The sequence below is a fragment of the Pseudocoprococcus catus genome, from assembly GCF_019734885.1.
Lineage (GTDB): Bacteria > Bacillota > Clostridia > Lachnospirales > Lachnospiraceae > Coprococcus_A > Coprococcus_A catus.
Genome location: NZ_JAAXCM010000064.1, coordinates 147,869 through 173,911, shown reverse-complemented (window position 1 = coordinate 173,911; position 26,043 = coordinate 147,869). Strand labels below are relative to the sequence as shown.

The 26,043-nt window shown below is 43.5% G+C and carries 21 protein-coding genes and 1 riboswitch; all 21 genes read left to right on the top strand.

The annotated features are described in order from the left end of the window. Positions 1 to 479 precede the first annotated feature (479 nt). The 21 genes from HED67_RS16550 to HED67_RS16450 all read left to right on the top strand — a co-directional run bounded on the left by HED67_RS16550 (position 480) and on the right by HED67_RS16450 (position 25,951). Positions 480 to 644 carry a helix-turn-helix domain-containing protein gene (locus HED67_RS16550; RefSeq protein ID WP_246612275.1) on the top strand — a complete coding sequence of 55 codons (165 nt, stop codon included), beginning with the start codon at positions 480 to 482 and terminating at the stop codon, positions 642 to 644. Positions 645 to 781: 137 nt separating this feature from the next. Then, positions 782 to 857, top strand: a riboswitch (cyclic di-GMP riboswitch). A gap of 178 nt (positions 858 to 1,035) precedes the next feature. Further along, on the top strand, positions 1,036 to 3,909 hold the full coding sequence (locus HED67_RS16545; RefSeq protein ID WP_221718936.1) for a response regulator: 2,874 nt from the start codon (positions 1,036 to 1,038) through the stop codon (positions 3,907 to 3,909). 89 nt (positions 3,910 to 3,998) lie between these two features. Further along, positions 3,999 to 4,547: a DUF2399 domain-containing protein gene (locus HED67_RS16540; protein ID WP_221718935.1), complete on the top strand. Its 549-nt coding sequence runs from the start codon at positions 3,999 to 4,001 to the stop codon at positions 4,545 to 4,547. After that, the gene (locus HED67_RS16535) at positions 4,544 to 5,017 is read left to right on the top strand and encodes a GNAT family N-acetyltransferase (protein WP_221718934.1); all 474 of its coding nucleotides are present in this window, start codon (positions 4,544 to 4,546) and stop codon (positions 5,015 to 5,017) included. The genes HED67_RS16540 and HED67_RS16535 overlap by 4 nt, the downstream gene beginning before the upstream one ends. A gap of 52 nt (positions 5,018 to 5,069) precedes the next feature. Continuing rightward, entirely contained in the window at positions 5,070 to 5,858 is a 789-nt protein-coding gene (locus HED67_RS16530; protein ID WP_221718933.1) for an arginase family protein, read from the top strand. A 281-nt stretch (positions 5,859 to 6,139) separates the two neighbouring features. Continuing rightward, on the top strand, positions 6,140 to 7,096 hold the full coding sequence (gene guaA, locus HED67_RS16525) for a glutamine-hydrolyzing GMP synthase (protein ID WP_334294111.1): 957 nt from the start codon (positions 6,140 to 6,142) through the stop codon (positions 7,094 to 7,096). Positions 7,097 to 7,353: 257 nt separating this feature from the next. Beyond that, complete coding sequence (locus HED67_RS16520; RefSeq protein ID WP_221718931.1) at positions 7,354 to 9,318, top strand: bifunctional metallophosphatase/5'-nucleotidase; 1,965 nt, start codon at positions 7,354 to 7,356, stop codon at positions 9,316 to 9,318. A gap of 3 nt (positions 9,319 to 9,321) precedes the next feature. Then, positions 9,322 to 10,026, top strand: coding sequence for an ABC transporter ATP-binding protein (locus HED67_RS16515; protein WP_178439356.1), 705 nt, complete (start codon positions 9,322 to 9,324; stop codon positions 10,024 to 10,026). A gap of 112 nt (positions 10,027 to 10,138) precedes the next feature. After that, entirely contained in the window at positions 10,139 to 11,110 is a 972-nt protein-coding gene (locus tag HED67_RS16510; RefSeq protein ID WP_221718930.1) for a ketopantoate reductase family protein, read from the top strand. Positions 11,111 to 11,131: 21 nt separating this feature from the next. Then, entirely contained in the window at positions 11,132 to 11,944 is an 813-nt protein-coding gene (locus HED67_RS16505; protein WP_221718929.1) for a hypothetical protein, read from the top strand. A gap of 76 nt (positions 11,945 to 12,020) precedes the next feature. After that, positions 12,021 to 13,400 carry an aldehyde dehydrogenase gene (locus HED67_RS16500; RefSeq protein ID WP_221718928.1) on the top strand — a complete coding sequence of 460 codons (1,380 nt, stop codon included), beginning with the start codon at positions 12,021 to 12,023 and terminating at the stop codon, positions 13,398 to 13,400. Positions 13,401 to 13,539: 139 nt separating this feature from the next. Further along, positions 13,540 to 14,733 (top strand): pyridoxal phosphate-dependent aminotransferase, encoded by a 1,194-nt coding sequence (locus tag HED67_RS16495; RefSeq protein ID WP_221718927.1) that lies wholly within the window; start codon positions 13,540 to 13,542, stop codon positions 14,731 to 14,733. A gap of 17 nt (positions 14,734 to 14,750) precedes the next feature. Continuing rightward, complete coding sequence (gene hisC, locus HED67_RS16490) at positions 14,751 to 15,809, top strand: histidinol-phosphate transaminase (RefSeq protein ID WP_221718926.1); 1,059 nt, start codon at positions 14,751 to 14,753, stop codon at positions 15,807 to 15,809. A 245-nt stretch (positions 15,810 to 16,054) separates the two neighbouring features. Next, positions 16,055 to 18,466, top strand: a complete 2,412-nt coding sequence (locus HED67_RS16485) for an ATP-dependent DNA helicase (RefSeq protein WP_221718925.1) — start codon at positions 16,055 to 16,057, stop codon at positions 18,464 to 18,466. A gap of 93 nt (positions 18,467 to 18,559) precedes the next feature. After that, complete coding sequence (locus HED67_RS16480; RefSeq protein WP_221718924.1) at positions 18,560 to 19,444, top strand: NAD(P)-dependent oxidoreductase; 885 nt, start codon at positions 18,560 to 18,562, stop codon at positions 19,442 to 19,444. A 185-nt stretch (positions 19,445 to 19,629) separates the two neighbouring features. Continuing rightward, complete coding sequence (locus HED67_RS16475) at positions 19,630 to 19,869, top strand: (2Fe-2S) ferredoxin domain-containing protein (protein ID WP_015515270.1); 240 nt, start codon at positions 19,630 to 19,632, stop codon at positions 19,867 to 19,869. 2 nt (positions 19,870 to 19,871) lie between these two features. Beyond that, the gene (locus HED67_RS16470) at positions 19,872 to 21,602 is read left to right on the top strand and encodes a [Fe-Fe] hydrogenase large subunit C-terminal domain-containing protein (RefSeq protein WP_178439334.1); all 1,731 of its coding nucleotides are present in this window, start codon (positions 19,872 to 19,874) and stop codon (positions 21,600 to 21,602) included. After that, complete coding sequence (locus tag HED67_RS16465) at positions 21,599 to 22,774, top strand: SpoIIE family protein phosphatase (protein ID WP_221718923.1); 1,176 nt, start codon at positions 21,599 to 21,601, stop codon at positions 22,772 to 22,774. Before HED67_RS16470 ends, HED67_RS16465 begins: the two co-directional genes overlap by 4 nt. Positions 22,775 to 22,785: 11 nt before the next feature. After that, positions 22,786 to 24,249 carry a 4Fe-4S dicluster domain-containing protein gene (locus tag HED67_RS16460; protein WP_221718922.1) on the top strand — a complete coding sequence of 488 codons (1,464 nt, stop codon included), beginning with the start codon at positions 22,786 to 22,788 and terminating at the stop codon, positions 24,247 to 24,249. 579 nt (positions 24,250 to 24,828) lie between these two features. Then, a complete protein-coding gene (locus HED67_RS16455) occupies positions 24,829 to 25,227 on the top strand; it encodes a Fur family transcriptional regulator (RefSeq protein WP_215633221.1) in 399 nt (132 codons plus the stop codon). Between the two features lie 181 nt (positions 25,228 to 25,408). After that, the gene (locus tag HED67_RS16450; protein WP_221718921.1) at positions 25,409 to 25,951 is read left to right on the top strand and encodes an NADH peroxidase; all 543 of its coding nucleotides are present in this window, start codon (positions 25,409 to 25,411) and stop codon (positions 25,949 to 25,951) included. Positions 25,952 to 26,043 lie beyond the last annotated feature (92 nt).

Genomic DNA, 26,043 nt, shown 5'->3' with positions numbered 1-26,043 from the left:
TGTAAGCATATCAAAAAAAGCAGAAGATATCTAATCCTTTTAGAATAAATATCTTCTGCTTTAAGTTAATGACATTGCATAAATAAAGGCTTTGCGGGCAGTCGAAAAGACAAAATGGAGTGCAAATGGAGTTTAAAAATTATTTTTTTCTCTTGTTTATATTCCAGATTCACCTGCAAATTTCGTGAAATCGGTTATTCTCATAAAATAAAATTAGAGTAAATATGAAGAACAGTTTGTTTTGATTGAAGTGATTTTGGTCAAGGCAGACTGTTTTTTTGTTGTTGACTCTTTAAATTAGCATAATACTAATCTACTTGCCTGTCTCTGGAAGGTTCTGTATACGAATGTATCTTTATATTTTTTTATGCGCATACTTCCCATTATGGGATTAAATGATTGAAAAGTTGAATACTAATATTTTTTCATTATTACAGGTACAATAAGAACATGTAATAGCGGAAATGAGGTATAGTTACTTGCAGATAGAGAAGTATATTGCGGATAAAATAACATCTTTGTGTGAAAAGCGTGATATCAGTAAATATAGATTATCGCAGCTGTCGGGAATTTCCCAGTCGTCACTGGGAAGAATCATGGCGCAGGAAACAGTAATGTCAATGCTGCGTGGACTTCGGAAGTAGAAGAACAGTTCGAGTATATGTATCGGCTGTTCTTTTTTTATTTTTTGGGGCGTTAAAACGGTAATGTTTTTCTTGTGTACAGTAGAGTGCTATAGTATAATAAAGCCAGTTATTTTGCATAAGTATGAAAGCTATAATATGGAAATTGGCAAACCAGATGAAAGTCTGGGACGCAAAGCTACAGGGCCTGTAAAATGGCAGCCAGTTGTATGAAATGAGGTGCACTGTCTGTTTGGCAGTGCTTTTTTATGGTAGAGCACTTGAATAAGTAATACAGAAGCTGTTTGGAAAAATATTGTGAAAAATAGCGGGGAGGTTATTGATAATTAATGAATGTAAAATTAAAATCTGGAAGCAAGCAAGCAACTGTAGCCTGGAGGGTGGGAGAAAGATGAAGAAGTGCAAATTAGTACAGAATATAAGAAATTTCAAATTTTGTTATTTTATATTTTGCACAATTATATGTTTAATGGTTTTATCCGTTCCTACATTTGCCAAAGAAAACTCTGACAATGTTATCCGGGTAGGATCTTTTGAAGAAACTTATAATACCGTCAATGAAAAGGGAGAAAGAAGCGGCTATGGTTATGAGTATCTTCAAGATATTGCAGGTTATGCAGGTTGGACATATAAATACATAACAAGTGATTGGAAAAACTGCTTTACACAGTTGGAAAATGGAGAGATTGATATTCTTGGTGGCATTTCCTATACAGACGAACGTGCTGAAAATATGCTTTTTTCCGATATGCCTATGGGGGAAGAGAAATATTACATCTATACGGATGCATCCAATATGGATCTTACAGCAGGAAATTTGGATTCTTTTGAGGGAAAAAATATTGGTGTGTTTAAAGATAATATAACGGAGGATGTGCTTAACGAATGGGAATCAAAATATGGTCTGCATACGAAGCATATCAATGTTTCTAATACCGCAGAAGTTATGGACAAACTGTCGAAACATGAAATTGACTGCTTCGTTTCGGTAGAAGAACCCCGTTGGGAAGAATCGGAGATTTCGCCGATTACAAGTATTGGAGAGACAGAAATCTATTTCGCTATAAATCCAGAACGTCCGGATATCAAAGAAGCACTGGATAGTGCTATGCGCAGAATCAAGGATGACAACCCATTTTACACTGATGATCTCTACAGGCGTTATCTTTCTGCACAGAGCAGCTCGTTTCTTTCAAAAGAAGAAAGGGAGTGGATCGAGCAGCATGGAGCAATCAGGATAGGGTATCTGAATCAGGATGGAGGTATCAGTAGTGTAGATCCATCAACAGGCAAATTGACAGGTGTTATCACAGATTATGTGGATCTTGCAGAAAATTGTCTGCAAGGTCAGACTCTGGAATTTGAATTAAATGGATATGATACAAGAAGTGAACTGCTTCAGGCATTGCAGGATGGAAAAATAGACCTGATTTTTCATGCAAACCAGAATCCATACTTTGCGGAAACAAATGGATTTGATTTGTCGAATACGCTGTTGACTCTCAATATGGCAGCAATTACGGCAAAGGATTCTTTTGATGAGAATAAAGAGAATATAGCTGCTGTTGAAAAAGATAATTTTGTATTGAAAACATATCTTTCATACAATTATCCACAATGGGAGGTTATGGAATATGAGACATCAGATGCAGCAGTAAAAGCAATGCAGAAAGGGGAGGCAGATTGTATTGTAAGCAATTCAGGTACTGTTTCAGACTATTTGAAGAATAATAAGCTTCATAGTGTTTTCCTGACAAAAGAAGCTGATGTTTCATTTGCTGTTCAGCAGGGAGAACCGGTTCTTTTGTCCATTCTGAATAAAACACTGACATCTATGCCTACAACTCAATTTTCAGGTGCAGTGGTTTCGTATAATGCTTCTTCACGAAAAGTTACAGCGAAGGATTTTATTCAGGACAATTTACTGGCTGTCTCACTCATAGTTGGAATCTCTATTTTTGTTGTCCTGTGTATAATTCTTGATTCTTTGAAAAAATCAAAACGTGCGGAAGAAAAATCCAAGAAGTCTGCTGAGCAAGCATTGAAGCTGAATCAGGAGCTTGAAGAAAAACAGCAGGAATTACAAAATGCACTTGTAGAAGCACAGAGTGCCAATAAGGCTAAGACTTCCTTTTTAAATAACATGTCTCATGACATCAGGACACCGATCAATGGCATTATGGGCATGCTTACAATTCTTGAAAAAAGCGGAAATGATGGTGAGCGGGCAAAAGATTGCCTGAATAAAATAAATGAGTCTTCGAAACTGCTATTATCATTGGTAAATGATGTTTTGGATATGGCAAAGTTAGAATCGGATACCGTGGTTTTTAGTGATGAATCCATCAATCTGGATCAGGTATGTCAGGAAATCACGGAGTCACTATCTTTTCAGGCAGAAGAAAAAGGACTTCATGTTATAGGAGAACATGATGATTACAGTGGTATATATGTTTGGAGCAATGCAGTTCATCTGAAAAAAATATTGATGAATCTGTTTACAAACAGTATGAAGTACAATACGGTGAATGGTTTTATTTACATGAGTATGAGAACGATTGAAAGATCAGAAGATCACATGACATGTGAATTTAAAATAAAAGATAATGGAATTGGAATGTCAGAAGAATTTATAAAAAATGAATTGTTTACTCCATTTGTACAGGCAGATAATTCCCCACGTTCTGATTATAATGGGACAGGTCTGGGAATGCCTATTGTAAAACAACTTGTAGAAAAGATGGGTGGAACCATAACAGTTGAAAGTAAGCTGGGTGAAGGGAGCTGTTTTACTGTAGTACTTCCATTTGAAATTGATACGAATGCACGACCGGAAGAAAAAGAAGATTTTGATGCAGATATATCAGATATCCGGGTATTGCTGGTTGAAGATAATGAGCTGAATGTGGAAATAGCAGAATTTATGCTGACGGAAAATGGAGCTAAAGTAGAAACAGTGAACAATGGGTTAGAAGCTGTTCAGCATTTTGAAGCTTCCGAACCGGGAACATACGATGTTATTTTAATGGATGTTATGATGCCGGTGATGGATGGTCTTACTGCTGCAAGAACAATAAGAGACCTGGAACGGCAGGATGCAAAAACAATCCCTATTATTGCTATGACTGCAAATGCATTTAGGGAAGATGCAGAAAAGTGTATGGAAGCAGGAATGAACGCACATCTTGCAAAGCCGTTGGATGATGAAAAAATTAAGCAGACCATAAGCGAAGAGTTGAGAAAGCAAAAGGCCTGTCATGAATGATTATGAGGCAACCGCAGCAATCAGGAGCCTTCCAGGTGCATGGGATAAGCAGACAGGAAACATAGAGAGAGGATTTTGTTATAACAGAAATGAAATATATATTTCCGAAGCAACTGCAGTCTGTGGCTGCTTTGGCTTTTATAGCCGTGCTGATAATTCTGCAGCATATTGTACAGGTGCCACTTGCAGTGATATCAGAGTGGGAGTTGCTTCATTGTTCACAAGATGAAATCTACATTGTGGAAAATCCTTCTGTTTTTGCAGTATTGTGTGGAAAAGAAAAAGAGGAAAACACAAGAAGAGCGTATATGTGTATGAATGGACAGCCGAGACTGGCCGGACTGATGGTACTGGAGCTTCTGGCAAAGTCTGGAACCAGAGTGTATTATGCGGGAGATCTGGATCCGGAAGGTATACTGATCGCACAGAAATTATCACGGTATTATAAAGGAGAATTTCATTACTGGCATATGGAAACGGAAGATTATGAGAAGTGTAAGTCAGAGGAAGTTATATCGCCGAAGCGAATGAAGATACTGGAGCGGATTAGGGATGATAGATTGAAACCGGTGGTGGAAAGAATTAAAGCGTATGGGACTGCCGGGTATCAGGAAATGTTGATGGAGGAGACAAAATGATGATCAGAGACGCAAAAGAAAAAGATATTCCGAGAATTTTAAAGCTATTAGAACAGGTACTGCAAATTCATGCAAATATAAGACCTGATATTTTTATCCCAGGTACGACAAAATATACCATAGACGAATTGAGAGAGATTTTAAAAAATAAAGAAAAGCCAATATTTGTTGCAGTGGATGAAGCGGATGTTTGTGTGGGGTATGCGTTTTGCCAATTACAGGAGCAGCCTGTTTCAAACAATATGGTACCATTTAAGTCGTTCTATATCGATGATTTGTGTGTTGATCAAGAAGCACGGGGCCAGCATATTGGTGAAAGTCTGTTTGAACATGTAAAAAAAGAAGCAAAGCAACGGGGATGCTATGAAGTGACATTGAATGTATGGACAGGAAATACTTCAGCAGAAAAATTTTATGAGAGAATGGGAATGCGAACGAAAAAAAGACAAATGGAATACACGGATCTGTAAAAGGATAGCTTGAAACATTAGATTGTGAGATGAAGGCAAGGGGAAATGAAATATGATCACAAATCATCTGATTTTAGATTTTTCACATGTATATTGTGACGAGAAGATTCCAAAGAATGATAAAGTGCATTGGCTGGACTGTTCTGATATTACGGAATGTGATTTATATTGTTCCAAACGTGCAGAAGAAGAAATCAGAGCGAGAATTGCGCCCTATGGCATTCACGGAATTCATTTTCTGGATTCTGGAAATTATCACTATGTAACAGGCATCATGACGGCGTTCATTAAACAGAAATTTTCTTTAATTTTGCTTGACCATCATACAGATATGCAAAAACCGATGATTGAGCAAATGACAAGCTGTGGTGACTGGGCAGGAAAAGTATTAAAAACAAATCCATGGTTACAGCAGTTGATATTGATTGGACCGCAGGAGAGCGATATTTTGCAGGTATATCGTGAAAAAGAAGGTCTGGTGTCTGACGCAGAATTGCAGGAAAAGCTGATTACTTTTTCAGAAGAAGAGATTCAAAGTGTAGAAGATGAAAATAAAATTTCGAGGATAAAAAGGAATCTTCCGGTTTATATTTCTATTGACAAAGATATTTTGGATGAAGAATATTCAGAGACAAATTGGAGTCAGGGAAAAATGTCATTGCCTGTGCTGGAACGGCTGCTGATGCCATTTTTAAAAAGCGGAAATATTCTGGGCATTGATATCTGCGGGGAATGTCAACAGGGAATACCATTGCCGCAGTACCTGGAAGCAGAGCAAATTAATGGAGAAACAAATAAAGAATTGTTTGATTTTCTGATGCATTACTGTAGAAATTTTTGAGGACTGTCATCGGCGACATACAGGCATTGCGATTCAGAATTTAAGGGAATTAAGTGAAAAATTGATGCAGTGTTCTCTAAATATAGGTTGTCAAATATTTCCATGTTAGTTATAATAAAATGGAACAAATTGGTAAAAATTGGAAATTTTAGCTCGGAAAGCCAATAGAATATATGTAAAAGATGTTAAATGGCGAGAGATTCTTAAAAAGGAACAGCTATTAAGCAAATATAAAGGAGGAAATTCATATGAACGTTACAGAAATCAGACGTCCGGCTAACATGGAAAGAATTACAACACCAGAGCTTGCACAGACTTTTATTGAAGAGCAGATTGCATTGATCAAAGAACAGGTAGGAGACAAGAAGGTACTTCTTGCACTTTCTGGCGGAGTGGATTCCTCAGTTGTTGCTGCACTTTTAATCAAAGCCATCGGTCAGCAGTTAGTATGTGTCCATGTGAATCATGGTCTGCTTCGTAAGGGTGAGCCGGAGCAGGTCGTTGAAGTATTCCGCAATCAGATGAATGCCAATCTGATTTATGTGGATGCAACAGATCGCTTCCTTGATAAGCTGGCAGGTGTTGAAGACCCTGAGACGAAGAGAAAGATTATTGGCGGAGAATTCATTGAAGTATTTGCAGAAGAAGCCAGAAAGCTTGACGGTATTGAATTCCTGGCACAGGGTACAATCTGGCCGGATATTCTTGAGTCAGAAGAAGGCATCAAGGCACATCATAATGCGGGCGGCCTTCCGGAAGATATGGACTTTGAACTTGTTGAACCTGTCAGAGTTCTGTTTAAGGACGAAGTACGTGTTGTAGGTGAAGAACTTGGTCTGCCACATAATATGGTTTATCGTCAGCCATTCCCTGGACCTGGACTTGGCGTTCGCTGCCCGGGTGCTATTACGCGTGATCGTCTGGAAGCAGTACGTGAGTCTGACGCCATTCTCCGTGAAGAATTTGAAAAGAACGGTCTTGGCGAAAAGATCTGGCAGTATTTCACAGTTGTTCCTGATTTCAGATCAACAGGAATTAAAGGCGGAAAGCGTGCTTTTGAGTGGTGCTGCATCGTTCGTGCCGTATGTACAACAGATGTCATGACAGCAACAGTTGCTGAGATCCCACATGAACTGATGGTACATATTACAGACCGTATTACACATGAAGTCGCAGGCATTAATCGTGTGCTCTATGATTTCACACCAAAGCCAACCGGAACAGTGGAATTCGAATAAAACGAATCGATACAATATAAAGCTCTTAGCTGTGGGTCAAAACCCATAGCTAAGGGCTTTTGTCATACCTATAATCGGAAAAATTGTATCACTATAATGTATAATTCCACTTTCTGTTTGACGGCTTTTTGTGTATACTAAAAGTAGCAGAAATATCTTCGCGAAGCAGACGAAGGATTCGTGTCAGATGGATGAGCGGGTTCAGGTATGCAGCGCATATAAAAAGAGTTTCTGATGACGTTGCAGGAGGAAAGTTTATGGGAACACGAAAAAAGATTTTGTCATTGCTGCTGATGATTGTATTACTGCTTCCGATTGGAATGGGGCTTCATGTGGAAGCGGCAGATGAAACGAAACAAGTTGACGTTCTGTTTACACACGACACGCATTCGCATCTGAACAGTTTTTCGACAATTGTAGATGGGGAGCAAAAGGAAGTCGGAGGATTTGCCAGAATAAAAACGCTGATCGACGAGAAGAAGAAAGCGAATCCGGACACACTTGTGCTGGATGGCGGCGATTTTTCAATGGGAACGCTGATTCAGACGGTCTATGATACGGAAGCGGCGGAGCTGCGCATGCTTGGTTTTCTTGGATATGATGTGACGACATTTGGCAATCACGAATACGATTACCGTTCAAAGGGTCTGGTGAATATGCTGAAAGCAGCTGTAAAGTCCGGTGAGACATTGCCGGCACTGGTTGTCTGCAATGTGGATTGGGACAGTATGGAACAGACTGGACTAAGTGATGGACAGCAACAGATTCAGTCTGCTTTTGAAACATACGGTGTGAAAGATTACGTTGTGCTTCAAAAGGGAAATGTAAAAATTGCAGTGTTAGGTGTCTTTGGAACAGACGCTTTGAAATGTGCACCGACATGCGAACTCATTTTTAAAGACCCGGTTGAGGCTGTTAAGGAAACTGTAGAGGAAATCAAGAAGAATGAAGATGTCGATATGATTGCCTGCGTGTCTCATGGCGGTACGTGGGAGGATGAGTCGAAGTCGGAGGATGAAATCCTCGCAAAGGCGGTGCCGGATATTGATCTGATCATCAGCGGACATTCGCATACGGAGCTGAAAACAGCCATTTGCCATGGCGATACATACGTTGTTTCCTGTGGTGAATACGGAAGAAATCTCGGTTCCCTGTCGATGACACAGAAAGCGGACGGCCGATGGGAGCTGACAGATTATACGCTGATTCCGGTGTCTTCGGAGGTCGAGCCGGATCAGGCAACGCAGGAAAGAATCAATGCATTAATGGATACGGTGGATACGAATTACCTTGCTGGTTTTGGTTATACAAGAGAAGAGGTTCTTGCAGAAAATGCAGTGGAATTCAACAGTCTGGATGAAATGGGGACAAAGCATGAAGAGCTGAATCTCGGTGATATCATGTCTGATGCGTATATTTATGCTGTCGAAAATTCAGAGTATTTTGATGGAGATCCGGTAGACGTGGCAGTTGTTCCGAGTGGTACGGTGCGAGACACCTATACAAAGGGCAACCTGACAGTTGAAGATATTTTCAATTCATTTTCATTAGGTATCGGCAAAGACGGTGTACCCGGATATCCGCTGATTGACGCGTATCTGACGGGAAAAGAGCTGAAACTGGCAGCAGAAGTGGATGCTTCCGTTTCCGACTTTATGACAACGGCACGGTTATACTGCAGTGGTTTGAATTTTACCTACAATCCGAATCGAATGATTTTAAATAAAGTGACGGACTGTTATCTGACGCGCAAAGACGGGGAAAGAATCGAAATACAGAATGATCAGCTGTATCATGTTGTGACAGATTTATATACCGGGCAAATGCTTGGATCCGTCATGGATCTGTCGTACGGATTACTTTCACTTCAGCCAAAGGACAAGGACGGTCATCCGATTGAAAATCTGGAAGATTACGCAATTATGGAAGGTAACAGAGAGTTAAAGGCCTGGGATGCGATTGCCAGATATATGCAGTCTTTTGATGATACGGATGGTGATGGCATTGCCAATGTACCTGAGTACTATGCGATGACACACGGTCGTAAGGTGGTGGACGACAGTAAAAATATCATAGATCTTGTGAAGCATCCGAACAAGTTCTCTGCGATCATTATCATGATTTGTCTGATTGTTGTTGCTATCATTGTGCTTGTGATCATTTTGATCCGAAAGCTGATTCGGAGAGCCCGAAAGAAGAACAGTGAAAGCAAGGAGGAGTAAGCAATGCCCGGGTTTATTGAACTAAAAGATGTGCGTAAAATATATCGGATGGGAGAAGTTGAGATCAAGGCAGTGGACGGTATCAATTTTTCCATTGAACGTGGAGAATTTGTAGTTATCGTAGGGCCGAGCGGTGCCGGTAAAACAACTGTTTTGAATATTCTTGGCGGGATGGATCAGGCCACTAGCGGTGAGGTGTGGGTCAACGACAACAATATTGCCGAATATTCCGCAAAGGCTTTAACAAAATATCGAAGAGATGCCATCGGCTTTGTTTTTCAGTTTTATAATCTGGTGCAGAATCTGACGGCAAAGGAAAACGTGGAACTGGCTGCCCAGATTTGCAAGGAGCCTCTGGATGCAGAGCTGGTGCTGGAGGAAGTCGGACTGACAGCGCGCAAAGATAATTTCCCGTCACAGCTATCCGGCGGGGAGCAGCAGCGCGTCGCAATTGCAAGAGCTTTGGCTAAGAATCCGAAGCTGCTATTGTGTGATGAGCCGACGGGTGCACTGGATTATCAGACAGGAAAGCAGATATTGAAATTACTGCAGCAAACCTGCTGGGATAAGAAGATGACAGTTATCGTCATTACACATAACTCCGCAATTACACCGATGGCGGACCATGTCATTGAGATCAAGAATGGTCGTGTCGGGCGAGAATATCGCAACGAGAAGCCGCTTTCAGTCGATACAATTGAGTGGTAGTGGATCTGTTCAGACGAAGCGTATTCACGGTGCCCGTTATGTGATAGAATAGAGACAGAGATAGAATAGAGACAGGACATCCGTTTGAAGTGGCAGGAGGATAAAGACAGATATGATTATTTCAAATCAACAGGACAATGAGATGGAGCATTTAAATAAAAGGATTCAGACAGTGGCTGTTCTTGGCGCCGGTGCAGTGGGCTGCTATTTAATTGCGGGCCTTGCGCCAAAGCTTGGTGAAAACCTCTGGATTATCGCAGAAGGCAGCAGAAAAGAGCGGCTGGAAAATGAAGGCCTGATAATCAATGACGGTCAGCTGTCACTTTGTGTCAAGACGCCTGAGGAGGCTAAAGGTGCCGATCTTCTGATTGTAGCTGTCAAATACGGCAGTCTTGAAGGAAGTCTGGATGCCATTGAACAGATCGTTGATGATGAGACGATCGTGATGAGTGTGATGAACGGTGTTGACAGTGAAGAGATCATTGGCCACCGGATCGGCATGCAGCATATGATGTATTCGATGATCAAAATCGCATCTGAGCGCACCGGCCATTGCGTCCGTTTTAATCCGGAAGTGACGGAGGGTGTTTATTTTGGGGAGGCAGACGGCAGCCTGTCGTGGCGTGTTGCGGCAATAGAGAATCTTTTCAATGATTCCGGTGTGCGATTCCATATTTCAGAAGATATCCTCAAAAAAATATGGGCGAAATATGCCCTGAATATCAGTATGAATCTGCCGCAGGCCATCATTGGATGTGGTCTGGGCGGTTACAGAGACAGTGCGTATGTGATGGATATCAGTACAAAATTAAAGGACGAGGTAGTGGCAGTGGCCCTGGCCGTCGGCATCGATATCCGGGAGGAAAAGGCGGCGAGCTTTGACAGCAGGACGGTTTCGCCGAAGGCCCGCTTCTCAACACTTCAGGATCTGGATGCAAAGCGGCATACAGAAGTGGATATGTTTTCGGGAGTGCTCCTCCGACTTGGAAAGCAGTTGGAAATTCCGACGCCATACAATGCGTTGGCGCTGGATATCATCAAGGCACTTGAAGAAAAAAATGACGGCAGGTTTGATTATCAATAATCCGGGGGAGAAAATAGAAAAATGAAAAAGAGAGTAATCACAGGGATGATGACAACATTGGTGATAGTAAGCCTGGCAGGCTGTGGTGCAGGTCAGAAGGAGACCGTGGAAAGTACGGCACCGGCAACAATGACAGAAACAGTTGCGGCCTCTCAGGTGGAGACAGCTGAAGCAATCGAGACAGAGACGACGGTGCAGGCAGACCGTGCATCAAGAATCAAAGCCTATCAGGCAGCATTGGAAAATATTTATCAGAATCATATTTTGCCGGACGGATCAGAATTGAGAGATGACATCAGTGGTGAGATGTCAGGCAACAAATTTGCTGTTTACGATGTCGATCATGACGACAGAGAAGAGCTTGTTTTCTACTATACGACAACAAGCATGGCATCAATGACAGCGAAGATTTATGATTACGATGAAGCAAGCGGTGAATTGTATGAGGAACTCTCACAGTTTCCGATGCTGACATTTTATGACAATGCAACGATTGGAGCCGGTATTTCGCATAATCAGGGCTATGCCGGTGAGTTCTGGCCGTATATGTTTTATACTTATGATGCGGCCAATGACAGCTACCGGGCCGAATACTTTGTCGATGCCTGGGATAAATCTTTATCCGATGTCAATTATAACGGGGAAGCCTTCCCGGATGATGCGGACAAAGACGGGGATGGTATTGTGTATTACCTGGAGGCGCCGGATGGCAGTGAAACCGGCGAGCCGCTCGACAAGGATGCTTTTGATCAATGGATCAGTGAGAATGTCGGCAATGAAGAAAATATTCCGTTTCAGGATTTGACAGAAGACGCAATCAGTCAGATTCAGTAAAAAAAAAGAATGAAATATACATGTGCTGATCGTGTTTTTTTTATAGAAACAGAAGGTGCGTAAGGGGGAATTGGGGATGGAACAGAGAGAAATCAGAACACTGGTCAATAGGCAGCGCAGGTTCTTTTATACAGGAAAAACGCAGCATATGGCATTTCGTGAGATTGCTCTGCGGCGGCTGCAGATCAGCATTATGGCACATGAGGATGAGATCAATCGGGCACTCAGACTGGATCTCGGTAAAAGCGCATCTGAAGCGTATATGTGTGAAACCGGCATGGTGCTGGCAGAGATCAGCTATATGCTTAAACATATGCGGCAGTTTGGCAAGGATCAGACGGTGCGGACACCGCTGGCCCAGTTCGCGTCCAGAAGCTTCAGAAAGCCGTCGCCATATGGGGTGACATTGATCATGAGTCCGTGGAATTATCCGTTCCTTCTGACGATGGAGCCTCTTGTGGACGCACTGGCAGCAGGCAATACAGCGATTGTTAAGCCGAGTGCCTACTCGCCTTTTACGAGTGAGATCATGGCGAAGATCATATCGGAATGTCTGCCAAAAAAATACGTTGCGGTTGTGAACGGCGGACGTAAAGAGAATCAGTGGTTGTTAAAGGAAAAGTTTGATTATATCTTTTTTACGGGCAGTCAGGCAGTAGGTAAAGAAGTGATGGCACATGCGGCGAAGCATCTGACACCGGTGACATTGGAGCTCGGAGGCAAAAGCCCGTGTATCGTTGACGAGACAGCCAATATAAAGCTGGCGGCCAGACGTATTGTCTTTGGCAAATATCTGAACTGCGGTCAGACCTGTGTGGCACCGGATTATGTGTACTGCGCAGCTTTGGTTAAGGATGTACTTGTTGACGAGATGAAGAAACAGATCAGGAAGCAGTTTGGAGACGATCCGCTGGCGAATGCCGATTACGGCCGCATTGTCAATGAGAAGCATTTCAGACGTCTGATTGGACTGATCGATCCGACGAAGGTTGTCGCAGGTGGCGAGTGTGATAGCACACTCCTTCAGATTGCACCGACGATCATGGATCAAGTGACATTTGAAGATGCCGTGATGCAGGAAGAAATATTCGGACCGATTCTGCCGGTGATGACCTTCCATTCACTGGATGCGGTGATCAGCCAGATCAATCGCAGAGAGCATCCGCTCGCCTTGTATATGTTTACGGAGAGCAAGGCCAATGCCGATCGTGTGATGACAAATTGCGGCTTTGGCGGTGGCTGTATTAATGATACGGTGATTCACCTGGCGACAAGTGAGATGGGCTTCGGCGGTTTTGGGGAGAGCGGCATGGGGTCTTACCATGGCAAGACCGGTTTCGATACCTTCAGTCATTATAAGAGCATTGTCGACAAGAAGACATGGATGGATCTTCCGATGCGCTATCAGCCGTATAACAAAGTCTTTGATTTCCTGATCCGACTGTTTATGCATTGATGGCTGCGTTGAAACCGAATTTTCAAAAGAGATAGACTTGTACTTATGCATATTATTTGATATGATAAAAGACGATTTAATTTAGTTGTGCGCCGAATTAAAGTGGTGGCGGCAACAAGACTGGATGGAGGAAATTATCATGGTTATTGCAAAAAGAATGGAGCCGCTTGTTGCAGGAAGCTCTATTATCCGTAAATTATTCGAAGAAGGCAAGGAAATGGCCAAAAAGGTGGGCGCTGAGAATGTCTATGATTACAGCCTGGGCAATCCAAGTGTTCCGGCACCGGACGCTGTCAAATCGTCGATTATCAAAATCCTGGATACAGAGGATCCGCTTTTTGTGCATGGCTATATGAGCAATTCCGGCTATGAGGAAGTCAGACAGGCTGTGGCGGATAATCTGAATGAGCGTTTCCAGTGGCAATATAAAATGGAAGATATCATTATGACAGTCGGCGCTGCTTCCGGTATCAATGATATTCTGAATCTTTTTCTGGACAGCGGTGATGAAGTGGTCGTCTTTGCACCTTTCTTTGGCGAATACAGGAACTATGTCATCACCGCAGGCGGTGTTTTAAAGGCAGTGCCGGCAGACACAGAGACCTTCCAGATTAATATTGACGGATTGGATGCAGTGATCACGGAGAAGACGAAGCTGATCATTGTCAACAATCCGAATAATCCAACCGGCGTCATCTATTCAGGAGACACTCTGGACCAGCTGCAGAAGGCACTGGAGCGGGCCGAAACGCGCATCGGGCATCCGCTGTATGTGATTTCAGATGAACCATACAGAGAGCTTGTTTATGATGATAACCAGCTGCCGTTTATGCCGGCCCATGTCAAAAACTGTCTGATTGTTTACTCTTTCAGCAAATCACTTTCTCTTCCGGGAGAGCGTATTGGCTATATCGCTGTTTCACCGAAGATGGATTATTATGAAGAAGTAAAAGCCGGACTGATCACAACGAACAGAATCGGCAGCGTGAATGCCCCATCCCTGATGCAGCTTGTCATCAAAGAGTGCCTGAATGAGCGCCCTCAGATTGAAGTTTACGATCAGAACAGAAAGATGCTTTATGAGCATCTGACAGCGCTTGGCTTTGAATGTCTGAAGCCACAGGGGGCCTTTTATCTTTTTGTGAAATCACCGATTGAAGATTATGCCGCTTTTGTAGAAGAAGGCAAGAAACAGCATATTCTGATGGTGGATGCCTCAAGTTTTGGATGCCCGGGCTATGTGCGTCTGGCTTATTGTGTATCCACTGAGATGATCAAGCGTTCTTTCCCGGCCTTTGAGAGATTGGCAGAAGCATGCAAAGCAATGAGATAGAGGAAGAGGTGACCGAGATGAAAGCATGGCAGGATAAAATTCGTTCAGTTGTACCCTATACACCGGGAGAACAGCCGAACAGACCGAATATGATCAAACTGAACACGAATGAGAATCCATACCCTCCGGCACCGGGTGTGCGGGATGTATTGGATCATTTTGATGAAGACAGATTGAGACTTTACCCAGATCCGACAGCGGGAACTCTGGTTGGCGCACTGGCAGATTATTATCATGTAGGAAAAGACCAGGTATTTACCGGTGTGGGCTCTGATGATGTGCTGGCCATTGCCTTTATGACATTTTTTAATTCAGATAAGCCGATCTTTTTCCCGGATATTACCTATTCTTTTTATCCGGTATGGGCGGATCTTTTTAAGGTGCCGTATGAGACAAAGCCACTGAAAGAGGATTTTTCCATTTGTCCGCAGGATTATTATCCGGACAACGGCGGTGTGATTTTCCCGAATCCGAATGCACCGACTTCCCACTATGAGGACTTATCTGTGATCCGAGAGATTCTGGACCACAATCAGGATGTGATTGTCATTGTTGATGAAGCATACATAGATTTTGCCGGCGAAAGTGCCCTGAGTCTGTTGGATGACTACGAAAATCTGCTGATCGTGCAGACATTTTCAAAGTCACGTTCCATGGCGGGAATGAGAATCGGTTATGCCATCGGTCATCCTGAGCTGATCAAGGCCATGAATGATGTGAAGTACTCCTTCAATTCCTATACAATGAGTCAAACTGCACTGGCTCTCGGTGTAGAAGCTGTCAGAGATGATGTTTACTTCAAAGCATGCACTGCGAAGATCAGAGCAACCAGGGAAAAAGCCAAACAGGCATTTACAGATCTTGGATTTACTTATCCGGAACCGGGTGCCAACTTCATTTTCGTCACTCATCCGGACTATCCGGCCAAAGAACTCTTTGCAGCCCTTCGCGAAAAAGATATCTATGTCCGCTACTTCGATAAACCGCGCATCAACAATTACCTGCGAGTCACCATCGGAACAGACGAACAGATGGAAGCATTATTTGCGTTCCTAAAGGAATATATGAATCGATAAATTTAATGAGATAAATTCAGTAAAGCTGCCATAAATAAGCACTTTTGTGGCATTTTGCTGTTATCTTAAAGCTTTCATAGACAGCTGTCGAACGGTCATCTATTCCAAATCAGGTGCTTACAGCACGTCCGGTACTTAAGCGGCGTATTTTGGCGCTTTATGTACCGCTGACAGTGCTGTGCAGTGCGAGCGTGCCTGAATTGGAATAGATGACCGCACGACAGCGTCTAAAAAGGAGAAACAAAATGTCACAAAAAACAGTCACCGTTTCCGTTCGCCGGCTTGTGGAGTTTATTCTCAGATCTGGAGACATTGATACCGTTTCCGGCGCGTTTGGAGAAATGGATGCAATGCAGCAGGGTGGCCTGATGCATCGAAAACTTCAAAAAGAGGCCGGGCCTTCTTACAGGGCAGAGGTGTCTCTGAAGCATACGACAGAAATGGATGAGACGCTGGCGATTACTGTTGAGGGACGTGCCGATGGTGTCATAACAGAAACTGAGATGGCAGCGGATGAAAGCGGCGAGCTGGGACTGAAAGAAGTTGTGACAATTGATGAAATCAAAGGTACTTATAGAAATTTAAGGTATATCACAGAGCCTGTGCTCGTTCATCTGGCACAGGCAAAGTGCTATGCCTTTTTTTATGCAGAAAAAGAGGATTTAGAGGAAATACAGGTCCAGATGACGTATGTGCATTTGAAGACGGGGAAAGTTCAGCGTTTCAGGGAAAAAATGACACGAAATGAGTTGGAAGTATGGTATACTGAACTGATAGACAGATTTGCGGTCTGGGTGCGTCATCAGATAGCCTGGATTAAAAAAAGAAATCTTTCTATTGGTGCCGGCAGTTTTCCTTTTGAGTACAGAGAGAGTCAGAAAAAGCTCGTCTCAGGCGTGTATCAGACGATTCTGAGACATCGGCGGCTTTTTGTAGAAGCACCGACAGGTACCGGCAAGACGATTTCCGCCATTTATCCGGCTGTTCAGGCGATGGGAAATGGGTTGACAGAGACAATTTTCTATTTGACGGCGAGGACTATTGCCAGGACTGTTGCGGAAGATACATTCGGACTTCTTCAGGATAAGGGACTTGCCATGAAGGTGATCACCCTGACGGCAAAGGAGAAAATCTGCGTGCTGGATAAAGTTCAGTGCAGTCCGGAGTACTGTCCAAGGGCAAAGGGGCATTATGACAGAATTAATGAAGCCCTTTATGATCTGGTCACCCAAGAAGACCGGATGACCAGGGAGTGCATCCTGGCTTATGCCGGCAAACATCAGGTTTGTCCCTTTGAGTTTCAGTTGGATGCGGCTTTATTCGCGGATGCGGTCATTGGTGATTATAATTATGTGTTTGACCCGAATGTGGCGCTCAAACGTTTTTTTAGTGACAGAAGCGGGGACTATCTTTTTCTGATCGATGAGGCACACAATCTGGTGGATCGTGCCAGGGAAATGTACAGTGCCGTGATGTCAATGACTGAATTGACCCATGCCCGTCACGCAGTGGAAGATAAAGCTGTGGACCGGCGACTGGTCACTTATATGGATCGTTCGATATTGGCCATGTCTGCGCTTCGGGAGTCTTCAGACCAGTCCTGCCAGCTGATGGGGAATATCGGCAGTCTGATCGTTTACCTGACGAAGCTCAGTGAGCAGCTGGAGGAAACACTGAAGGAGGGCGTTACTGCGCCACTCAGGGAAGTTCTGATGGAATTTTACTTTGACATTCGACGCTTTATATGTGCCTTTGACCGGTCGGATGACCGCTATTTGATCTATGCGCTTCGAAGTGAGGACAGCTTTGAAATCAAGATTTTCTGTGTGGATCCTTCCAAAGATCTGGGAGAACGTCTGGCAAAGGGATGCGGAGCCGTATTTTTCTCTGCAACGCTTCTTCCGGTGCAGTACTACAAAGAAATGCTCAGTGATACAGCAGCATCGGATTACGATCTTTATGTGGATTCACCTTTTGCGGAGGAAAACCGTCTGCTTGTAGCGGCAACAGATGTAAGCAGCCGCTATACAAGGCGGGGTAGAAAAGAGTATGAACGGATGGCTGCATATATCCGGGATATTATTCGCGGCAAGCATGGCAATTATATGGTCTTTTTCCCGTCATATCAGCTTATGAAGGATGTTTTTGAAGTTTTTACGGAAATGGAATTAATGAAGGCAGGCCATGGTCTGCAGCTGGTTGTGCAGGAATCCGAGATGAGTGAAGATGCAAGACAGAAGTTTCTGGATGCTTTTCAGGCGGATGCTGCAGATGCGGTTATTGGTTTCTGTGTGATGGGCGGTATTTTTTCGGAGGGCATTGATCTGAAAGAAGACCGGCTGATCGGTGTCATCATTATCGGGACAGGACTGCCGCAAGTTGGAGAAGAGAGAGAGCTTTTAAGTCGGTATTTCAATGAGAAATCCGGCAGAGGGTTTGAATATGCCTACCTTTATCCGGGGATGAACAAGGTTTTGCAGGCAGCAGGACGTGTGATCCGAACGGAGAAGGACAGAGGCGTGATCGCGTTATTGGATGAGCGATTTAATTACAGTCAGTACAGAAAAATGTTCCCGAGAGAATGGCACAATTGCAGTAAGACCAGTCTGAATACAATCGTGCAGCAGGTGGAGGATTTCTGGACAGATAAAGCATAGGATCAAATTAGGATTAGATTGAGAGAAAAATATTTTCAGGCAGATGAGATATTTGATATAGATAATAACAGGAGATAAACGGAGGCGATAAAGTTGAGGATTGGTTTTATAGGGCTCGGTATTATGGGCGAGGCCATGTGCTATAATATTATCAGAAAACATGACGGTGACGTCTATATTTATGACGTAAAAACAGAACCGGTACAGCGGTTGGCGGAAAAAGGTGGTATCGCCTGTGACAGTGCCATTGATGCAGCAAAACATTCGGATGTGATCATTACGATGCTGCCGAGATCAGAAGATTCCCTGTCAGTATATAAAGAAATACTCCCGGCCGTCAATGCAACGAAAATCTGTATTGACATGAGCACCATTGATCCTTCCGTTTCATTGAAAATCAGTGTTATGATCCAGGCTCATGGCGGACATTTCCTGGATGCGCCGGTTGTTAAGTCGAAGGCGGCCGCGGTGCTGGGCAATATCGGCATTTATGTAGGCGGCGAGAAAGAAATTTATTTCCAGGTGAAGCCAATCCTGCAGTATATGGGATCAAATGTACTGTATATGGGATCCAGCGGCAAGGGCATCGGTATGAAGATCTGTCAGACCACGCTGCTGGCACAGATTCAGAATGGTGTCAATGAAGCCCTGGCTATGGCTGTGAAACAGGGCATTGATGTGGATCGTTTTACAGCGGCCCTGTCTTTTGGCGGTGGTCAGAATGCGTATTTTGATGAACGTCAGATGGCCATCAAGAACAAAGATTATACGACGACATTTTCGGTCCGGAATATGTCCAAGGATATTGATATCTGTCGTCGGCTGGCAAAGACGGAAGGAGTTCAGACAGAAAGTCTGGAAGGCATCAGGGAAGTCTACGACCGGGCACTTGAGGCGGGATATGGTGATAAGGATTACAGTTCTGTTATTGATATGGTCTTTGAGAAAAACTATGTCAAATATAAACCTAAATTATAAAAGCGATAGATTGTTGAAAGTGCGATTATAAAAGTATTATTCAAAAGTGAATATTGAATATTGTATACAAATTGTATAAAATTAAAAACTATAGGAAACTGTGTTGAAAGAAAAAGAAACTATTGTTAAAATATTGTTAATCACTCGGGGAGGAGAATGATTAACTAAAATAAGGAGGAATTGCTATGACAATCACAATCTGTATTGGAAGTTCATGTCATCTGAAAGGTTCAAGAACAATTATTCAGAAACTGGAAGAATTGATCACGGAGCGTCAGTTAAACGACAAAATTGAGCTCAATGGTTCATTTTGCATGGGCGAATGTTCAAATGGTGTTTGTGTAAAGATTAACGATGAATTGTTCAGCGTTTCACCGGAGACTGTGAATACATTTTTTGAAAATGAAGTACTCAGGAGGCTTTAAGGGTGGGCGTCATTGGATTTAGAAAGGCAAAGTGCAAGGACTGTTATAAATGTGTCCGTTTGTGTGAAGTAAAGGCCATTCGTATCAAGGATGAACATGCACAGTTTGTTGCTTCAGAGTGTGTGGAATGCGGTCAGTGTCTGGAGGCCTGTCCACAGAATGCGATTACATTTATCAAGGATATTCAGTGGATCAAGTCCATGGTGAAGAACCGGGAGAAGACCGTTGTATCTCTGGCACCGGCGTACCTGGGGGTATTTGGAGATGCAGATCCGAACCAGATGGCGGCAGCCCTTCATCAGCTGGGATTTACATATGTACATGAAACGGCAGAAGCTGCCGGATATGTTGTGCAGGAATACATGAATTATTGTGACAGATCCGATAAGGATGCAGTCCTTCTGACATCATCATGTTCTGCCATCAACAACTTGATTGAGAAATATCATCCGGATATGCTGCCGTATCTTCTGCCTGTTGTGACACCGGCTATCGCACATGCAAGAATGCTCAGAGCACAGTATGGACCGGATGTGAAGATCATCTATATCAGTCCATGTGTCTCAGATGGAGGAGATGCATTAAAGGATCCGAGAACAAAAGGCATCATCGATGCGGTGTTGGATTTTGCAACACTGCGTGAATGGCTCAGAAGCGAACAGATCAAGATTCCGGAATGTCCGAGCAGCCATATGGACAGTATGGATCCAAAGGTGATGCGTCTGTTTGCTGTCAGTGGAGGGATTCTTTCTGCTATTAAGGCTGCAAAAGGCCGTAAGTACAAGCACAAGCGACTGTATGTCAGTGGTATCGGACCATGTGAAGAGCTTTTTGAATGCATTCGCAACGGTGAGATCAAGAATTGTGTTATTGAGCTGAATTCATGTACCGGCGGCTGCATCAACGGACCAATGACCGGAGGCAAGAAGCGTGACCGTTTCAGATCCAAGATCAGTGTCAGCCAGAAAGTAGATGAGCATGAGGCACCGGAATTGCCGCCGCTGCCGGAAGGTGTCAGCCTTTATAAGGAATATACGGCACGCTGCGAAAAGAGAATTGTCCCGTCAGATGAGCAGATCCGTGCGATCCTGTCCAAGATTGGCAAGGATTCACCGGAGAAGGAATTAAACTGCGGTGCCTGCGGTTTCCCGACATGCCGTGATAAGGCCATTGCTGTATACCGCGGCAAAACCCAACTGACCATGTGTATTCCGTATATGTATGAGCAGGCCAAGGGTATGTCTGATATTATTCTGGCTGTGACACCAAGTATGATCATTGTTGTGGATAAGGATTATTATATCTGTGAATTCAACAATGCAGCAGAGGTCGCTTTTGGTGTATCCCAGCAGAAAGCGCTGGGACATCCGGTATCTGAATTTATTTCCACAGAATATTTTGAAAAGGTTTTCCGTGAGAAGCGAAGTATTATTAATCAGCGTGTAGATTATGATGCCTATCATATTAAGACAATGCAGAATATTATCTACATGCGTGAGCAGGAAAAGGCCCTTGTGATTATGCGTGACATTACGGAAGGTGTGCGCAAGCAGGAGCAGCTTCGGAAGGTGAAACTGGACACAGTGGCTATGGCTCAGAATGTCATCAACAAACAGATGATGGTGGCTCAGGAGATTGCCGGTCTTCTTGGTGAGACAACAGCTGAAACGAAGTCAACCCTTCGCAAATTGAGAGACACACTGATGGACAGTGATGAGGATATAAAGATATGAATGTAAGTCTGGATGTCTGCAGCAAGAGTCTGAACAAAAGAGAAGAAGAACTTTGTGGTGATACTGTCGAGATCGTTAAGACAGCGGATGCTGATATTATCATTCTGTCAGATGGTATGGGAAGCGGTGTAAAGGCCAATATCTTATCCACATTGACCACCAGGATTCTCGGTACGATGCTGAAAAACGGCGAGACCATTGAAGACTGCGTGGAGACCATTGCTATGACACTGCCAATCTGCAAAGTAAGGCAGGTGGCCTATTCCACATTTGCGATCCTTCAGATTTTCAGAGATGGGCGTGCCTATCTGGTGGAGTATGATACACCGGCCTGCATTGTGATCCGTGACGGTCAGAAGCTTGATATTGAGCATACAGAGCGGGAGCTTTCAGGCAAGATTATCAGAGAATATCGTTTTAACATTCAGGAAGACGATTATTTTGTGATGATGAGTGACGGTGTGACCCATGCAGGGGTTGGCGGTCTGTATGGTTTTGGATGGGGACGGACGAGAGTCGGTGAGTTTATCCAACAGAGGTTCAATGATACGAAGATGACGGCAGCACGCCTGGCATCCTATGTGATCAATGAGTGCAGTCAGCTGTACCATCAGCGACCGGGAGATGATACAACCGTTGTTGTGGCGAAAGTGACAGCACGAATGGACCTGAATATTTTCACAGGTCCTCCGACAAAGCGAGAAGATGACGAAAGTGCTATCCGTGAATTCATGCGCTCACAGGGGCTGCATGTTGTCAGCGGCGGTACAAGTGCCACAATAGCGGCACGTGTATTAAACAAACATATAAAAGCATCCCTCATTTACGAAGATCCGGATATTCCTCCGACAGCTGAAATTGACGGACTGGATCTTGTGACGGAAGGTGTTCTGACACTGAACCGTGCGGTGAGTATGATGCATGAATATAATGAAGGACGGCAGGATCAGTCGTTTTTCAAACGGCTTGATGAGAAGAATGGCGGTTCGCAACTGGCAAAACTCATTATTGAGAGATGCACGCATCTGCATTTATTTGTAGGTGAAGCGATGAACCCGGCTCATCAGGCAGCTGGTCTTCCATTTGATCTTAGTGTCCGCATGCGTTTGGTGGACAAGATCATTGAGGAAGGCAGGAAGATGGGAAAAACAGTCAGTGTTAAATATTATTGAGGATGATATGTATGAAGACAACATTTATTACTGATATTAATAAAATTAAATTTGAAGTCAATACAGAAGTTGCCCGGCTGGCTTTTGCAGGAGAATTGGACGAGAAAGCCAATGAGATTCCTTACAAGCTGATTCCGGGACGTACACCGCACTACAGATGCTGCGTTTATAGAGAACGTGAGATCATCCGTGAACGTGTACAGCTGGCTATGGGACGTTCTGCCATGTCCGGCCAGAAGAACAAGAATATTGTGCAGGTGATCGAGGCTGCCTGTGAAGGCTGTCCGATCAACAGATTTAATGTGACTAACAACTGTCAGATGTGTATGGCCAAAAAATGTCTTGGCGCATGTAATTTTGGCGCCATCAAGTTTGAAGGCGGCCATGCCGTCATTGACCATAAGAAATGTAAAGAGTGCGGTAAGTGTGCAGAGGCTTGTCCTTACAATGCCATTGCCGACCTGATGCGTCCATGTAAGCGCAGCTGTCCTGTAGATGCCATTACAATGGATGAGGACAACATTGTTGTTATTAATGAGGAGAAATGCATTAACTGCGGTCAGTGTGTGATCAACTGTCCGTTCGGTGCTTTATCAGACCGTTCATTTATGGTGGACGTAATCAAACTGATCAGCAGCGGCGCACCGGTTTACGCCATGGTGGCACCGGCTATTGAAGGGCAGTTCGGCCCTGATGTCAGTGTCGGTATGATCCGTGAGGCTGTCATGAAGCTTGGTTTCAGAGACATGTATGAAGTATCTCTGGGCGCAGATTTTGTTTCAAAGAATGAAGGACAGGAGCTTCTGGAGCACTATGAAGCCGGCGAGAAAATGACAACATCCTGTTGTCCGGCTTTCGTTTCTCTGATCAAGAAGCATTATCCGCAGGTGCTCAAGTATATGTCTACAACTGTTTCACCGATGACAGCTACAGGACGTCTGATCAAAGCCATGCATCCGGATGCTGTATGCGTTTTCATAGGACCATGTATTGCCAAGAAATCCGAAGTCATTGATTCCATTACTTTCGGTGGTGCGGATTATGCCATGACTTATGAAGAACTGGCCAGCATGTTTGAGGCGAAAAATATTGATCCTGAGGAATGTACAGAGACCCTGCAGCAGGGAAGTAAGTTCGGCAAGCAGTATTCTGTATCCGGCGGTGTAACAGCAGCCGTCCTTGAAACATTCAAGGAAGCCAACAAAGAAGTTGATCTGAAGGTTAAGACCTGCAGCGGTGCACAGGAATGCAAGAAAGCACTGATGCTTCTGAAAGTCGGCAAGCTTCCGGAAGACTTTATTGAAGGTATGGCATGTGTCGGCGGCTGTGTTAACGGTCCAGCAATGCTTGGTAAATCCAGAACATTCCTCAAGGACAGAAATGGTCAGATCGCCAAGGCGGATGATCGAGGTGTTCTTGAAAATGTTGCACAGTACGATGAATACGGTATTAATATGACGAGAAATCATCAATAAAATGATTAAAATGCGTTCGTATATTTCGAAAAGGATATAAAAAGGAGACTCTTCAACAGGCACGTTTGCACTGCCTAGCTCTGGCAGCAGTACGTAAGATGCTAAAAAACAGCATCTAAGTACTGGCCGAGCTAGAAGCACCTGTTTGAAGAGTCTCCTTTTTATATCCTTTCTCCGAAGTGTTTAGACGCATTTTATATGATGTATTGATGGTTTCTCGAAATCGGAGGAAGAGTGGGGAATAATCGAGGAAGATAAAATAGTGAGCAATTTTTTTTTTGATGGTTTTGACTGCACGCTGTGATGGGCAGAAGTGTATAGGAAATAGTCTTCTTTTTTATCACCTTTTCCGAAGTGTTTTGTACGCATTTTATATTTTATTGCAGGGATGAATGCTGTGGTTGAGTACATTTTTTCAAGAAAATGTAGAGAATATAGGAAATAGATATTGACGAAAAAATGTTTATATACTAAAATAATGATAACGATTATTATTTATAAAAGTGGAAGCTGGTATATGAAAGCTGGCTTCGGAGAGTTATATTGAGTTAGATTTAGTATAGAATTGAGGAGATTAGTATGCCGGGATTGAAGTACAGCAGACAGAGAGAGTCTATTATTAATTGCCTGAAAGGGCGGAAGGATCACCCGACAGCAGATATGATTTACGCGTCGGTGCGGGAGGAGTATCCGAAGATCAGTCTTGGGACGGTTTACAGAAACCTTTCTTTATTAGTGGATCAGGGAGAAATTCTCCGCTTTTCATGCGGGGAAGGACAGGATCATTATGATGCAGATACATCACAGCATTATCATTTTGTATGCAAGAAATGCAGGGCTGTTTCAGATTTGCATATGCCACCGTTGGAACATATCGATGTGCTTGCGAAGGATGGTTTTGACGGTGAGATAGATGGTCATTTCGTTCTGTTTTATGGCACCTGCGGGAAATGCAAAGAAAATGAAAAAAATAGTTGACAAGGCGGGAAAAGTGGTGTAATATACAGATAACAGTAATGATTACTGTTTTGAGAGAAACATATTAATCGTAACCGTTCCGTATAATGGGGAAGCAGTCAGCGGGCATATAGCTGAAGGCAGTTAGTATGGATCGGAATGGTTACAGGATATTATAAAGTATGAAAAGGAGATTATAATTATGAAGAAATGGGTTTGTACAGTATGTGGTTATGTTTACGAAGGTGAGAATCCACCAGAATTTTGTCCAGTCTGTAAGCAGCCTGCCAGCAAGTTCAAAGAACAGTCCGCAGATAAGACATGGGCTGCAGAACATGTTGTAGGTGTTGCACAGGGCGCCCCGGAAGATATCATGAGTGATTTAAGAGCGAACTTCGAAGGTGAATGTTCAGAAGTTGGTATGTATCTGGCAATGGCTCGTGTGGCTCATAGAGAAGGTTATCCTGAAATCGGTTTATACTGGGAGAAGGCAGCTTATGAGGAAGCTGAACATGCAGCTAAGTTTGCAGAACTCCTTGGCGAAGTTGTTACAGACAGCACAAAGAAGAACCTTGAGATGAGAGTAGATGCTGAACACGGTGCAACAGAAGGTAAATTTGACCTTGCTAAACGTGCGAAAGCTCTGAACCTGGATGCAATCCATGATACAGTGCATGAGATGGCCCGCGATGAGGCCCGCCATGGAAAAGCGTTTGAAGGACTGCTTAAGAGATACTTCGGCTAATCACAAAGCCGCATAGAATAAGGATTTTTATAAGAGGGAACCACGAAAGTGATTCCCTCTTTTCAGTTTCGTCGATCTTGATCCTTCCCTTT

What these genes read in the sequence shown, in the direction of transcription:
- guaA (WP_334294111.1), top strand. Translation starts at nt 6,140, where the DNA reads ATGGAAAGAATTACAACACCAGAGCTTGCACAGACTTTTATTGAAGAG.
- HED67_RS16495 (WP_221718927.1), top strand. Translation starts at nt 13,540, where the DNA reads ATGGTTATTGCAAAAAGAATGGAGCCGCTTGTTGCAGGAAGCTCTATT.
- HED67_RS16465 (WP_221718923.1), top strand. Translation starts at nt 21,599, where the DNA reads ATGAATGTAAGTCTGGATGTCTGCAGCAAGAGTCTGAACAAAAGAGAA.
- HED67_RS16485 (WP_221718925.1), top strand. Translation starts at nt 16,055, where the DNA reads ATGTCACAAAAAACAGTCACCGTTTCCGTTCGCCGGCTTGTGGAGTTT.
- HED67_RS16545 (WP_221718936.1), top strand. Translation starts at nt 1,036, where the DNA reads ATGAAGAAGTGCAAATTAGTACAGAATATAAGAAATTTCAAATTTTGT.
- HED67_RS16530 (WP_221718933.1), top strand. Translation starts at nt 5,070, where the DNA reads ATGATCACAAATCATCTGATTTTAGATTTTTCACATGTATATTGTGAC.
- hisC (WP_221718926.1), top strand. Translation starts at nt 14,751, where the DNA reads ATGAAAGCATGGCAGGATAAAATTCGTTCAGTTGTACCCTATACACCG.
- HED67_RS16450 (WP_221718921.1), top strand. Translation starts at nt 25,409, where the DNA reads ATGAAGAAATGGGTTTGTACAGTATGTGGTTATGTTTACGAAGGTGAG.
- HED67_RS16540 (WP_221718935.1), top strand. Translation starts at nt 3,999, where the DNA reads ATGAAATATATATTTCCGAAGCAACTGCAGTCTGTGGCTGCTTTGGCT.
- HED67_RS16505 (WP_221718929.1), top strand. Translation starts at nt 11,132, where the DNA reads ATGAAAAAGAGAGTAATCACAGGGATGATGACAACATTGGTGATAGTA.
- HED67_RS16475 (WP_015515270.1), top strand. Translation starts at nt 19,630, where the DNA reads ATGACAATCACAATCTGTATTGGAAGTTCATGTCATCTGAAAGGTTCA.
- HED67_RS16520 (WP_221718931.1), top strand. Translation starts at nt 7,354, where the DNA reads ATGGGAACACGAAAAAAGATTTTGTCATTGCTGCTGATGATTGTATTA.
- HED67_RS16460 (WP_221718922.1), top strand. Translation starts at nt 22,786, where the DNA reads ATGAAGACAACATTTATTACTGATATTAATAAAATTAAATTTGAAGTC.
- HED67_RS16500 (WP_221718928.1), top strand. Translation starts at nt 12,021, where the DNA reads ATGGAACAGAGAGAAATCAGAACACTGGTCAATAGGCAGCGCAGGTTC.
- HED67_RS16455 (WP_215633221.1), top strand. Translation starts at nt 24,829, where the DNA reads ATGCCGGGATTGAAGTACAGCAGACAGAGAGAGTCTATTATTAATTGC.
- HED67_RS16515 (WP_178439356.1), top strand. Translation starts at nt 9,322, where the DNA reads ATGCCCGGGTTTATTGAACTAAAAGATGTGCGTAAAATATATCGGATG.
- HED67_RS16535 (WP_221718934.1), top strand. Translation starts at nt 4,544, where the DNA reads ATGATGATCAGAGACGCAAAAGAAAAAGATATTCCGAGAATTTTAAAG.
- HED67_RS16510 (WP_221718930.1), top strand. Translation starts at nt 10,139, where the DNA reads ATGATTATTTCAAATCAACAGGACAATGAGATGGAGCATTTAAATAAA.